At 35.6% G+C, this 13,216-nt stretch carries 10 protein-coding genes; 9 read left to right on the forward strand and 1 reads right to left on the reverse strand.

What is annotated here, in order from left to right:
- Positions 1-90: 90 nt before the first annotated feature.
- The 3 genes from BSF41_RS00470 (at position 91) to BSF41_RS00480 (ending at position 4,504) form a co-directional block, all read left to right on the forward strand.
- Positions 91-1,368: an acetyl-CoA C-acetyltransferase gene (locus tag BSF41_RS00470; RefSeq protein WP_095927571.1), complete on the forward strand. Its 1,278-nt coding sequence runs from the start codon at positions 91-93 to the stop codon at positions 1,366-1,368.
- 388 nt (positions 1,369-1,756) lie between these two features.
- Positions 1,757-3,667: a fumarate reductase/succinate dehydrogenase flavoprotein subunit gene (locus BSF41_RS00475; protein ID WP_095927572.1), complete on the forward strand. Its 1,911-nt coding sequence runs from the start codon at positions 1,757-1,759 to the stop codon at positions 3,665-3,667.
- Positions 3,668-3,757: 90 nt separating this feature from the next.
- On the forward strand, positions 3,758-4,504 hold the full coding sequence (locus BSF41_RS00480) for a succinate dehydrogenase/fumarate reductase iron-sulfur subunit (protein ID WP_095927573.1): 747 nt from the start codon (positions 3,758-3,760) through the stop codon (positions 4,502-4,504).
- A gap of 322 nt (positions 4,505-4,826) precedes the next feature.
- On the opposite strand, the gene BSF41_RS00485 is transcribed toward BSF41_RS00480, so the two are convergent.
- Complete coding sequence (locus tag BSF41_RS00485; RefSeq protein WP_095927841.1) at positions 4,827-5,576, reverse strand: 4-hydroxy-tetrahydrodipicolinate reductase; 750 nt, start codon at positions 5,574-5,576, stop codon at positions 4,827-4,829.
- 362 nt (positions 5,577-5,938) lie between these two features.
- Here BSF41_RS00485 and BSF41_RS00490 point away from each other — a divergent pair, with 362 nt between their 5' ends.
- From BSF41_RS00490 to BSF41_RS00515, 6 genes are all read left to right on the forward strand, one after another.
- Positions 5,939-6,370: a DUF1810 domain-containing protein gene (locus tag BSF41_RS00490; RefSeq protein ID WP_095927574.1), complete on the forward strand. Its 432-nt coding sequence runs from the start codon at positions 5,939-5,941 to the stop codon at positions 6,368-6,370.
- A gap of 149 nt (positions 6,371-6,519) precedes the next feature.
- On the forward strand, positions 6,520-6,870 hold the full coding sequence (locus tag BSF41_RS00495) for a hypothetical protein (RefSeq protein WP_095927575.1): 351 nt from the start codon (positions 6,520-6,522) through the stop codon (positions 6,868-6,870).
- 229 nt (positions 6,871-7,099) lie between these two features.
- On the forward strand, positions 7,100-7,795 hold the full coding sequence (locus BSF41_RS00500) for an ABC transporter ATP-binding protein (protein ID WP_095927576.1): 696 nt from the start codon (positions 7,100-7,102) through the stop codon (positions 7,793-7,795).
- Between the two features lies 1 nt (position 7,796).
- Complete coding sequence (locus BSF41_RS00505) at positions 7,797-10,097, forward strand: TonB-dependent siderophore receptor (protein WP_095927577.1); 2,301 nt, start codon at positions 7,797-7,799, stop codon at positions 10,095-10,097.
- Positions 10,098-10,288: 191 nt separating this feature from the next.
- Positions 10,289-11,740: a DUF3526 domain-containing protein gene (locus BSF41_RS00510; RefSeq protein ID WP_095927578.1), complete on the forward strand. Its 1,452-nt coding sequence runs from the start codon at positions 10,289-10,291 to the stop codon at positions 11,738-11,740.
- A gap of 1 nt (position 11,741) precedes the next feature.
- Positions 11,742-13,091 carry a DUF3526 domain-containing protein gene (locus BSF41_RS00515; protein ID WP_095927579.1) on the forward strand — a complete coding sequence of 450 codons (1,350 nt, stop codon included), beginning with the start codon at positions 11,742-11,744 and terminating at the stop codon, positions 13,089-13,091.
- The last annotated feature ends 125 nt before the right edge of the window (positions 13,092-13,216 follow it).

The raw sequence follows: 13,216 nt of genomic DNA on the forward strand, positions 1-13,216 counted from the left end.
AATATTAATCTACATTAAGTTTGAAACCAAAATCTATTTCTATCTTTATATTTCAAAATTTCAATGATCAAAAACAAATAACTTCCTGATATGAAATCAAATACAATAAGAAAAATTGCCATTGTGGGCTATAACAGAATTCCTTTTGCGAGAGCCAATACGGCCTATTCTAATGTTGGAAACAAAGAAATGATGATCGCAGCACTCAACGGTCTTATTGACAATTACAATCTAAAAGGAAAATTATTAGGCGAAGTTGCTGGAGGTGCTGTGATTAAACATACTTACGACAACAATTTGATTCGTGAATCTGTTATGCAAACCAGTCTTGATCCTGCAACTCCTGCATGCGATTTACAGCAAGCTTGTGATACCGGAATTGAAAGCGCTATTTACATTGCTAACAAAATTGCTCTCGGACAAATTGATTCTGGAATTGCTGGCGGCGTAGATTCTATCAGCGATATGCCAATTGCAGTTAGTGAGAAACTTAGAAAAATTCTTTTAGAAGCTAGACAAGCAAAATCATTGGGCGGAAAAATTAAAACTTTTCTAAAACTTCGTCCAAAAGATTTATCTCCTTTAGTTCCTAGAAATGAAGAATCTCAAACTGGCCTTTCTATGGGCGGACATACTGAAATCACGGCGAAATATTATAAAATATCAAGAGAAGAACAAGATGAGTTTGCTTTGAAAAGTCATTTAAACATGGCAAAAGCGTATGACGAAGGTTTTTTCGATGATATGATTACGCCTTTTAACGGATTAGAAAAAGACAATAATCTAAGAAGAGACAGTACAATTGAAAAATTAGCCAAATTAAAACCCGCTTTTGATAAAGTAAATGGTACGCTGACCGCAGGAAATTCAACTCCATTAACAGATGGTGCCTCTTGTATTCTTTTAGCTAGCGAAGAATGGGCAAAAGAACAAGGACTTCCTATTTTAGCCTACATCACTTTTGCCGAAATCGCCGCAATTGAATACGTTAAGAATCAGCAGAATCTTTTATTAGCGCCTTTATTTGCTGCTTCAAGAATGCTCGAAAAAGCAGAATTAAACCTTCAGGATTTCGATTATTATGAAATTCACGAAGCTTTTGCTGCACAAACTTTGGCCACTTTAAAAATCTGGGAAAGCCCAGAATTGAGTGCCGAAATTGGCTTAAAGAAACCACTAGGCGCAATAGATCGAAATAAACTGAATGTAAAAGGAAGCAGTTTAGCAGCCGCTCACCCTTTTGCTGCAACTGGAGGAAGAATTATTGGCGTAATGGCAAAATTATTAAACGAGAAAGGCTCAGGAAAAGGATTAATCTCTATCTGTGCCGCAGGCGGTCAAGGAGTTACTATGATAATCGAAAAATAACTTTTTTCCATTTTTTCCTAAACATTTCAATTCAATTTATAAATCTGCCGAATCTGCAAAATCTGCGGGAGTAATTTTTGCTCGCAGATTTTGCAGATTCAGCAGATTTTTTTATTTAGAATCTTCGTGAAAGATTTAAGTATATAACTGCTAAAGTTTTTGTTTCACGCAGATTAAGCAGATTATTACGGATTTTTTTATTAGAATCTGCTAAGATCTGCTAAAATCTTTTTTAATCTGCGTGAAAAATTTAAACATGCAACTCTACTTAAAAAACCATTTTTTGTTTAAATATATCATACAAAAAAAACAACTAAATATCAATATTTTATACTAAATTTAGTTTTCTTTTTAAGCTTTTGCATGAATTCATTTTAAACCACTAAAAATGATGGAATCAAAAATACCCGAAGGTCCTCTTGCTGATAAATGGAGTCTCTACAAGTCTAAAGCCAAACTAGTAAATCCCGCAAACCGAAAAAAGCTAAATATTATAGTAGTCGGAACAGGTTTGGCGGGCGCTTCATGTGCGGCATCTCTTGCCGAACAAGGCTATAACGTAAAGTCTTTCTGTTTTCAGGATTCTCCTAGACGTGCACATTCTGTTGCCGCTCAAGGCGGAGTAAATGCTGCAAAAAACTACAAAAATGATGGCGATAGCACGTTTAGAATGTTTTATGACACTATAAAAGGTGGCGATTTTAGATCTCGTGAAGCAAATGTTTATCGTTTAGCAGAATGTTCGGCTCATCTTATCGATCATGCTGTTGCGCAGGGCGTTCCTTTTGCAAGAGAATATGCGGGATATTTAAATAATAGATCTTTCGGAGGAGTTCAGGTTTCTAGAACTTTCTATGCTAGAGGACAAACTGGGCAACAACTTTTATTAGGCGCTTATCAAGCCTTGGAACGTCAGGCCTCTTTAGGAAAAATTGATTTGTATACTCGTCACGAAATGCTCGAACTCGTGGTTATAGACGGTAAAGCCAAAGGAATTATTGCACGAAATCTTGAAACTGGAAAGCTGGAACGCCACGCTGCCGATGCTGTTGTACTGGCTTCTGGAGGTTATGGAAAAGTATATTATTTGTCTACTTTGGCAATGGGCTGTAATAGTTCTGCACTTTGGAGAGCGCATAAAAAAGGGGCTTTTATGGCTGGTGTGAGTTGGATTCAGTTTCATCCTACTTCGCTTCCTCAACATGGCGAAAACCAATCTAAACTGACTTTAATGTCAGAATCGTTGCGAAATGATGGCCGAATCTGGGTTCCGAAAAAAGCAGCAGACGACCGAAATGCAAATGTTATTCCCGAAGAAGAACGTGATTATTACTTAGAACGACGTTATCCCTCTTTTGGAAATCTAGCGCCAAGAGATATTTCGTCACGGGCTGCAAAAGAAAGAATCGACGCTGGTCATGGCGTTGGACCAATGAAAAATGCCATTTATCTCGATTTCTCGGATGCCATCAAGGCGCAGGGAAAGGATAAAATTGAAGCCAAATACAGCAATCTTTTTGCTATGTATGAAAAGATTACGGGCATAAATGCTTATAAAGAACCCATGCTGATTTCGCCTTCAGCACATTTCACAATGGGCGGACTTTGGGTCGATTATGAACTTATGACTACGATTCCTGGTTTATTTGCTTTAGGCGAAGCTAATTTTGCCGATCATGGTGCAAACCGACTCGGAGCAAATTCGCTGCTTCAAGCTTGCGTCGACGGCTATTTTATCGCGCCTTACACTATTCCGAACTATTTGGCAGGCGAATTAAATTTACCTAAAACAGACGTTTCGCATACTGCTTTTGAAGAAGCCGAAAATGCTGTAAGAAGACAGTTAGATCGTTTTCTACATACTAATGGAACGCTTTCAGCAGATTATTTCCATAAAAAAATCGGACGTCTTTTGTATGAAAAATGCGGTCTTTCGCGAAGCAGAAAAAAACTGGAAGAAGCGATTATCGAAATTCGGGATCTTAAAACTTCTTTCGAAAAAGATCTTAGAATCACAGGCGACAATACTTTAAATAGCGAATTAGAAAAAGCGGGCAGAATAGCCGATTACATCGAATTGGCAGAATTAATGTGCTACGATGCCCTACAGCGCGAAGAATCCTGTGGCGCTCATTTCAGAGAAGAATACCAAACCGCCGACGGAGAAGCTGTCCGCAACGACGATGAATTCTGCTACGTTTCTGCCTGGGAATGGAAAGGTTTAAATAACGAACCTGAACTTCACAAAGAACCTTTAACCTTTGAATCGGTAGAACTTGCGGTGAGAAGCTATAAATAATGGTGAATTGTTAATTGTAAATTATTAATTAACAGCTCATAAATCGCGATATCTAATTTATAATTAACAATTCATAATTCACAATTATATATGAAACTTTATCTTAAAATATGGCGGCAGTTTAATTCTTCTACCAAAGGGGAGATGACAGATTATGAAATTGATGGAGTGTCTGAACATATGTCGTTTCTGGAAATGCTGGATCTTTTGAATGAATCGCTTATTCAGCAAGGAGAACGTGTTATTGAATTTGATCACGATTGTCGCGAAGGAATCTGCGGGCAATGTGGTGTCATGATAAACGGACGAGCTCACGGCCCTCTAAAAAATACTACAACTTGCCAGCTTCATATGAGAAGTTTTAAAGATGGAGATACTATTTATATTGAGCCTTTTCGCGCGAAAGCTTTTCCTGTTTTAAGAGATTTAAAAATTGACCGAAAAGCATTTGATTCCATTATCGCTTCAGGAGGATTTATTGGAGCTTCAACGGGCCAGGCGCCAGAAGCCAATAGTATTCCCATTTCGTATGAAACCGCCGAAGCTGCTTTTGATGCCGCTGCTTGTATTGGATGTGGGGCTTGCGTCGCTACATGCAAAAATGCTAGTGCAGCTTTGTTTGTTGGTGCCAAAATAACGCATTTAGCACTTTTACCGCAAGGAAAATTAGAAGCTCCTAAACGTGCCCTTTCGATGGTAAAACAAATGGATGAAGAAGGTTTTGGAAATTGTTCTGATACTAGAGCCTGCGAAATCGAATGCCCACAAGGCATTTCTGTGCTTTCGATTGCTAAAATGAATTTAGAATATATGAAGGCTTTGACTTTTAGGAAGTAAGTATTGAATTTCTCGCAAAGACGCAAAGTCGCAAAGTTTTAAAACTTAAGAAACTTTAAAAAGAAAAAAACTTAGCGACTCTGCGACTTTGCGAGATTAAAATATACTTTTTATACATTGCGCTTATCCTTCGACTTCGCTCAGGAAGACAAGCAACAGTAACCTTTTTTCAATAAAAAACTCTGCGACTCTGCGACTTTGCGAGATTAAATATACTTTTAATACTTTGCGCTTATCCTCCAACTTCGCTCAGGAAAACAAACAACATGAACCATTTTTCAATAAAAAAACTTTGTGCCTTCGAGTCTTTGTGGTAAAAAAATTAAACCGTGAAATAAGGCGTCAAGATATCTTCAAAATTATAAAGTCCTTTTTCTTTTTCTTTTAGATTTTCGGCTACAAAAATAACTCCGTTTCCGAAAGCTTCTCTCGAAATCGATTCATGTATTAAACGCACCGTTTGAAAAGGAAAACCAAAAATAACTTCATGTTTTCCAACGATTCCCCCTGCCCTCACAACATTAATATCTTCCTTGTCTACATCTAGTGCTTCTGCAATTTTTACTGCGGTTCCAGACGTTCCTTCTTTAGCTTTAAAGTGCTCTTCATTTACTTCAATATCCACCCAAGGTGCAATTTTCTTTAAAAATTTTGCAGCAAACAATAAGTAATTAACTCCCAACGTGATATTTGGCGACCAAAATACGGTAGTTTTATCTGCAAGTTTCTTCAATAAATTCAATTCTTTTTCCTTGTAATGAGAAATTGCAGAAATTATTTTCACTTTGTGTCTTGCTGCTGTTTCTCCATAAGTGTAAATTCCTTCACTAGAAGAAAAATCGATTATGACATCTACAGGATGTTTTTGTAATAATTCTTCAACAGAGGTATGCGAACTAGAATAGATTAAGCCGGGTTCGTCTGACTGGATTCCAAAAAATTCGGGAACTGATCTGTGCTCCAAAACATTACTTTGTCTTAAAACCCATTCAAGGCTGAATTTTTTATTTTCTAATAGTATTGAAGCTACTGATTTTCCAGTTTTCCCAAATCCGATTAATCCTATTTTCATAAGCATTTATTATTTTATGGGCGAAGCGTGCCCGGTTGAAAATATTGATATTGTAAAGTAGTCAATATCAATCCTAATTTTATTCTTTTAGACGGTTCTTAAAACCGCTTGTTCATAAAAATAGGAAAATCATAACAGAATTACCAACAAAAACTTCATTTTATAACAATAAAAATGGCTATTAATACGATTTTTTCTGTTAATAGAAAATTTAAACGCCTAATTTTTAAAGTAAGCGCTCTTTTAAATTATTCTCTTAAAAATGTTAAAAAATGACTTTAAAAAAAAGATTTGATCACATACAAGTAAATATATTTTGCCTAGTTTTATGGCCTGATATCCCCAAATTAATATCATAAAGAATGTCTTACAATACTAATGGATTACTTCGGTTCTTAGATGCTCAAAACAAGTTGTATTTAACAGCTCTAAACGAAATCAAAAAGGGTAAAAAAGAATCGCCTTGGATGTGGTTTATTTTTCCGCAGATAAAAGGAATGGGTTCGAGCGATAACTCCAAATTTTACGAAATCAAAAATGCCGATGAAGCAATTGCTTTTCTGGAGCATCCCATTTTAGGAAAACATCTGGTAGAAATCACTTCAGAACTTGCCAAAAAAGAAGAAAGTGTTTCTGATATTTTTGAAGGTCTTGATGTAGAAAAACTTCAATCGTGTATGACTTTGTTTGCCAGTGTTCAAAACACAGAACCTGTTTTTCAGGAAGTGCTTCACAAGCATTTTGATGGCTCATCCGATTTTCATACGCTGCAATTATTGTATAGCAATTTATAGAAGTAAGAATCACTTTGCAAATCTGCAGGTTGTTCCAAAAATAAGGCCTATTTAACTATATTTCTAAATAAGATATTTATATTTGCAACGCTGTTGCGTTTATTTATTTGATAATTAAACTTTTAAATATCCAGCAGAAATAACACGGAATGAAAAAGAAGATTACAGCCGTAAATTTCCTAATGTCTTTTGCAGTATTGTTTGCCATGCTGTTTCAGACGGTTCACTCCTATGAGCATATTTTAAAGCAGTCGGCAGAAAAACATTGCGATCACAAATATACTCCTGGTCAAAAAGAAATAACACACAGCCATTCGGTTGATGCAAATTGCCATATTTGTCATTTTGCTTTCAGTACGTTTATTCCCAACGCATTTCAGCACTTTACGTTTTACAAAACAGTTGCCGAGACTTCCTATATATTCTTATATTTTGAGGGAATTTCCACATTTTTCAAGGGCAGTCTTTTTGCCTTACGTGCGCCTCCTGTATTCTTTTAATTACTGCACTTTTTTAAACTCAAAACCTTTGCTCTATTTATTCTAATAGAGTAAAAGAAAATTCACATTACCGTTTTTTAATTTGGAATCTTTAGCTCCCAATTAAAGACCTTCATTCATTGCAGTAATTATTCAATAAAAAACTAATGCTCAAGCTTTTAAAACTCATTAAAAGCCTGAGATTTCTATATCTATTTTTAAAAATCATTTTTTTAAACAAACAAAACTTATGCTTACAGCAACAAACCTAACTAAAAAATACGGCGATCATACGGCTTTGAATGCCTTAAACTTAACCATAAAAGAAGGCGAAATCTTTGCTCTTTTAGGACAAAATGGTGCAGGAAAAACGACAACAATCAATTTATTTTTAGGTTTTATCGAACCAACATCTGGAGAATTAGAAATCAACAATATATCGGTTACAGCAAACAATCAGGAAACTAAAAAGCATGTGGCTTATATTCCAGAAACCGTAATGCTGTATCCAAATCTTACTGGCTTAGAGAATCTTAAATTCTTTTCGTCATTAGCAGGATTTAACTATTCTGATGGCGAATTAACTTATTTTCTAGACAAAGCAGGACTTCAAGCCAAAGCACATAATCAAAATTTAAGCGGTTACTCTAAAGGAATGCGCCAAAAAGTAGGAATTGCAATTGCGATTGCAAAAAAAGCGAAAGTGCTTTTGTTAGATGAGCCTACAAGCGGCTTAGATCCCAAAGCCTCTAATGAATTTTCTCAGATTCTAAAAGAGCTTTCTGCAGACGGAACGGCAATCTTAATGGCAACTCACGACATCTTCAGAGCAAGAGAAGTGGCTTCGCACATTGGGATAATGAGGCAGGGAAATCTTGTTACTGTTATTGAAGCAGATAAAATCTCTGCAAATGAGTTGGAAGATTTGTATTTACAGACGGTTTAAGATGAAAAATATATTCTCTTTTTTACTTTTAATCGGCGGTACACATTTCATCCAGGCTCAAAATAACAATAACAAAGTTAAAGACAGTATTGCAAAAGATTCTCTGGAAATGGAAACCCAACGAAATGAATTGCAGACTGTTGAAATTGTGGGGCGTTCGACTAAAAAATACAACAGCGACTATTCTTTTGCTGCCACTAAAACTGCGGCTTTAAACAAAGATATTCCGCAGTCCATTTCGACTATAACCAAAGAATTAATTGCCGACAAAGGCGCATTTTATCTCGCTGATGCAGTAAAAATGTCTAGCGGCGTAATTCCGGCAAGTTATTACAACCAATACACGATTCGTGGTATTAGTCAAAACGAAGAAGGACAAATAATCAACGGAATGCGAACGCGTCAGTATTATTTTCTGCAGCCTTTAACAAGCAATATTGAGCGTATTGAAGTTATTAAAGGCCCGTCTAGCGCTACATTTTCTTCTGTTGATCCAGGCGGAAGCATTAATATGGTTACCAAAAAGCCTTTGGCAGTGGACCGAAAAGAAGTTAGCATGAGCGTGGGCAGTTTTAGCACTTTGCGCGGAACGCTTGATTTTACTGGACCCTTAAACGTATCTAAAACACTTTTATATCGTGTAAACGGCGCTTATCAGCAGGCAAAATCATTTCGTGATTTAGTCAATACTAAATCGTTTTTAATCTCGCCTTCTTTCAGTTATATCCCAAACGAAAAAACGGCAATTAATACAGAACTAATTCTGAGCGATATGACGGGAGTTTTGGATCGCGGACAGCCTATTTTTGGTGCTGTTGCCGGAAAAACAAGTCTGAACAAAACACCAATAAGTTTAAATCTTGGTGCGCCTGGTGATTTTTTCAAGTCGAAAGAAATGATTTTGATGACCAATTTTGCGCATAAATTCAATTCTAAAATTGGTTTTAATGCATCCTACATGAAGCAAACCTGGAAAGAAGATCTGCAGGAACACAGAACTACAAATGCTTTTGCTGTAGACATGAATAATCAGCCTGTTACCACTCTTGCCATGATGCAATTTGTACAGCGTCAGCAAAACTGGGATGTCGACAACTTAAGCGCTTATTTTAATTTTGATTTTAAAACAGGCAAACTAAATCATAAGTTACTAACAGGTTACGATTTAAGTAATTGGAATAAAAACAAAGGTGGCGGACAAAACGCAGGTAGAGGCTATTTATTGAAAGATGGAACAGTTGCCAGCACTTTTGTTTTGGCAAATGCATCCAATTACCAAACTGTTACGATTGATGGCATTGTTTTGCCCAAACCCAATGTTGATTATTTTAATTTGAATAATCCGATTTATAGAATTACAAGTCCTGACGATTATACTTTGAATGTAAGAACGGCACTGCCATCGGCATTAACAACTACAAATGCTATTTACATCCAAGATCAGATTCAGTGGGAAAAGTTTACTTTTTTATTGGGTTTGCGAAACGAATGGTTTGAAGACATTACGAACTATGAAACTAGCAACGAACTTACTGTTAAAAAAACAGCTTTACTGCCCAGAATCGGAATCACTTATGCTGTAAATAGTGCGATAAATGTTTATACGACTTATCTAGAAGGCTATCAGCCACAATCTAATACTGTGACGCTAATGCCTCAAACGGGTTCTTTGCCAGGCGGAAGTCTTTTTGATCCTCTTGAAAGTGATTTGAAAGAAATCGGGATAAAAACCACTTTTTTAAATAACAGCATGACTTTTAATGCTGCTGCTTACGAAATCAATCAGCGTAATATTTTAATGAACGCAAATGATCCGGCAAATCCGGATTTATTGGTAACGCGAGGTGCTGAAAGAAGCCGTGGTTTTGAATGTGATTTAGCAGGTTATATTACACCAGACTGGCAGATTAATGCTTCCTACAGTTATATCGATGCCGAAATAACTCAAGACAGCAATCCTGCTCTAATTGGTGCAAGAAAGCAAAATACACCAAAAAATAGCGCCAATTTATGGACACGCTACAATTTTGCTGCTGATTCTGCTTTAAAAGATCTCGGAATTGGATTTGGAGTTCAATATCAAAGCAGTAAAGTGCCTTGGTTTACAAGAGATTTTACACTTCCTGATTTTACCATTTTTGATGTGGCTTTATTCTACAAACCCAACAAAAGCAATGTACAAATTGCTCTAAATGCGGGCAATTTATTAAACAAAACCTATTGGCTTGGCGCACAGAATTACCTGCGTTTATTTCCTGGAAGTCCTAGAAATGCAAGCCTTACCGTAACTTATAAATTTTAATTCTATTGAGATGAAAAATACTTAAACACATAGAAACATAGATTTTGGTTTATTTTAAAAAAGGCGTTTCACTAGAATAAATCACATAGCTATGTGTTAGAAACTAGTTTCTTTCCATTACCTTCTTTTAGAAAAAAATCTATGTTTCTATGTGTTTAAACCATTCACTCAACAGATAAATTTTAATTAATATGAAATTATTACATACAGAACTCCTTATAGCCAGGCATTTTAAAAATTCTGTTTTTAAAAATCCGGCACTTTATATCATTACCTTTTTTATTGGCGCATTACTTTTATTCGCCGCTTTTTCGGGCTGGGACAATTACAAAAGCCAAAACGAAACCAGTGAAAAATATCAGCATGAATCTCGCGAAGACTGGTTGAAAAACCCAGACAAAAATCCGCATAGAATGGCGCATTACGGCAATTTTGCCTTTAGAAAAAGCACTTCTTTAAGCGTTTTTGAATTTGGAATGGAACCTTTTTTTGGAAATGCGATTTTCTTAGAAGCTCATAAACAAAATACGGCTAATTTCTCTGAGGCAGGATTTTCAAACAGCATGCTTCGTTTTGGCGAGATCAGCATTGCTATGGTTTTGCAAGTTTTACTGCCTTTATTAATCTTTTTTATCGGATTTAATGCTGTTGCTTACGAAAGAGAAAACGGAACTCTAAAAATACTTTTAAGCCAAGGAATTAATTGGAAACAGCTTTTATGGGGCAAAATCCTTGGTGTTGCTAGCGTTGTTATGCTTCTTTTTGTTCCAACCATTGTGGTATTGGTTTTAATCTGGCTCATGCTTCAGGATTTTTCAATTTCGGCAGATGAGACGATCAAAATGCTGCTGTTTATTCTATTTCATTTTATTTATCTAATGTTCTTTTGTGTTGTTGCCGTTTTGGTATCGGCGTCAAGCAAAACTTCAAAAAAAGCATTGGTTTCTTTAATTGGAATCTGGCTGATTTTAACGATTATCTTGCCAAGAACAACACAAGCTATTGGAGCTTATTTGTATGAAGCGCCATCTAAAATTCAGTTTACCAGCAATATCGAAAAAGATATTTTAAAAGAAGGTGACAGCCACAATCCAAACGATTTGCATTATAAGGCAATAAAAGATTCTTTGTTACGAGTTTACAAAGTTGATTCGGTACAAAAACTTCCTTTTAATTATTCGGGGTTTATTATGACCGAAGGTGAGCGAATCAGCTCGAATATCTACAACAGCCATTTAGAAGATTTGTTGAAGGTTTATGCCCAACAAAACAGCTTTTCTAAAGCCGTTTCTTTTCTGAATCCGTATATCGCTATGAAAAATTTATCGATGGGATTATCGAATACCGATTACGATTCTTACATCGATTTTCAGAAACAAGCGGAGAAATACCGTTACGAAATGGCGCAGAAAATGAATGCGTTGCAAGTTAAATACATCAGCAATAAAAAACCTGGTCCAAATGATAAACCGCTAATAATTGGCAAAGAACACTGGACAGATCTTGAAGAATTTCATTATGAGCCTAAAAGCATTAGCGAAGTTTTAAAAACCGAAATCGTTTCTATTGTATCTATTCTTTTATGGGTAATTCTATTGTTTGTTTTGATCAGAATTGCTGCTAAAAATCTAAAAGCCATCTAATATGCTAGTACTCTTATTTAAAAATTTTATACGATCAAAAGGTACCAAAATTGGATTACTTTTTTTATTAATCATTGGTTTTATTAGCCTTTTAATTGGCCATCAATTTCAGGAAAAACAACAAAATAATATTACTGAAGCGGCCGTTTATCAAAAAGAACATATTGCCAGAAATGCCACTTTCCACAAAGATGAAATAGGGCTCCTGCTCTACTACATCAAGTTTTCATTGGTCAACAATACTTTGCCAATTAACAGTTTGGCCATTGGGCAGCGAGATGTTAATCCATCTATTCAAAATGTTACCATTCGTGGTTTAGAAGGTCAGAAATACGATTCGGAACTCAATAATCCGAGTAATTTATTGTCTGGAAATATCGATTTTAGTTTTGTTCTTTTGTACCTGTTTCCGCTTTTGATTATTGCTTTTTCTTATAACATTATTTCTGAAGAAAAAGAATCAGGAACTTGGAAGATTGTTGCCGTACAAAGTCCGAATACCTTTTTTTATATCCTGAAACTATTCTATGTTAGAATTTTAAGTTTAATGGCGCTTTTAACTTTGATTCTGTTGGCAGCGGTTATCTTTTTACAGATTCCGTTAGATCAATCCTTCTTTGTGTTTTACGGACTTTCTATTTTGTACATTTTATTTTGGTTTGCGGTTTGTTTTTTCATTGTTTCATTGCAGAAAAATTCCAATTTCAATGCGGTTATTCTGTTAACCATTTGGCTGTTTCTGATTATCATTCTTCCTGCCGGAATCAATACTTATATCATCAACAAATACAAAGTTCCCGAAGCTTTAGAATTAACCCTTACTCAACGAAATGCCTATCATGAAAAGTGGGATATGGACAAACAGGAAACGGTAGATAAATTCTACAAACATTATCCGCAGTTTAAAAAATATGCACTTCCTGATACAGAATTTAGCTGGCTTTGGTATTATGCGATGCAGCAAATGGGCGACGACGAATCGGCAATTCAGTCCAAAGAATTAGAATCGAAATTAGAACAGCGAAACCATGCCAGCGAATTAATAGCGCTGTTTATTCCAACGCTTCATACACAGATTCAGTTAAACGAAATTGCAAAATCAGATTTACGCAATCAGCTTTTGTTTTTAAAAGAAACAACTAAATTCCACGAAAAACTACGTCTGCATTTTTACCCAAAAATATTCGACAATGCGCCTGTAAATCAACAAAAATGGGAAGATTTTAAAGTAGAAACGTTTAAAGACAACTCTGAAACGAGTTTTATGAAAACGATTTTACCTTTATTGCTTTTCAATTTACTTTTGATTGGTTTTGGATGGAGGAATTTTAAACGTAAAGTTATTATTTAACTTCAAAATTATTTAACCGCAAAGCACGCAAAGGTTTACGCAAAGTCTGCAAAGTTTTTAGACAAAGCTTTGCGGACTTTGCGTTTTTATAAGAATCCTAAACAAAAAAACTTTGCGTGCTTTGC

This window comes from Flavobacterium sp. ACN2 (assembly GCF_002303885.1).
Taxonomy (GTDB): domain Bacteria; phylum Bacteroidota; class Bacteroidia; order Flavobacteriales; family Flavobacteriaceae; genus Flavobacterium.

What these genes read in the sequence shown, in the direction of transcription:
- BSF41_RS00470 (WP_095927571.1), top strand. Translation starts at nt 91, where the DNA reads ATGAAATCAAATACAATAAGAAAAATTGCCATTGTGGGCTATAACAGA.
- BSF41_RS00500 (WP_095927576.1), top strand. Translation starts at nt 7,100, where the DNA reads ATGCTTACAGCAACAAACCTAACTAAAAAATACGGCGATCATACGGCT.
- BSF41_RS00495 (WP_095927575.1), top strand. Translation starts at nt 6,520, where the DNA reads ATGAAAAAGAAGATTACAGCCGTAAATTTCCTAATGTCTTTTGCAGTA.
- BSF41_RS00480 (WP_095927573.1), top strand. Translation starts at nt 3,758, where the DNA reads ATGAAACTTTATCTTAAAATATGGCGGCAGTTTAATTCTTCTACCAAA.
- BSF41_RS00505 (WP_095927577.1), top strand. Translation starts at nt 7,797, where the DNA reads ATGAAAAATATATTCTCTTTTTTACTTTTAATCGGCGGTACACATTTC.
- BSF41_RS00485 (WP_095927841.1), bottom strand. Translation starts at nt 5,576, where the DNA reads ATGAAAATAGGATTAATCGGATTTGGGAAAACTGGAAAATCAGTAGCT.
- BSF41_RS00510 (WP_095927578.1), top strand. Translation starts at nt 10,289, where the DNA reads ATGAAATTATTACATACAGAACTCCTTATAGCCAGGCATTTTAAAAAT.
- BSF41_RS00490 (WP_095927574.1), top strand. Translation starts at nt 5,939, where the DNA reads ATGTCTTACAATACTAATGGATTACTTCGGTTCTTAGATGCTCAAAAC.
- BSF41_RS00515 (WP_095927579.1), top strand. Translation starts at nt 11,742, where the DNA reads ATGCTAGTACTCTTATTTAAAAATTTTATACGATCAAAAGGTACCAAA.
- BSF41_RS00475 (WP_095927572.1), top strand. Translation starts at nt 1,757, where the DNA reads ATGATGGAATCAAAAATACCCGAAGGTCCTCTTGCTGATAAATGGAGT.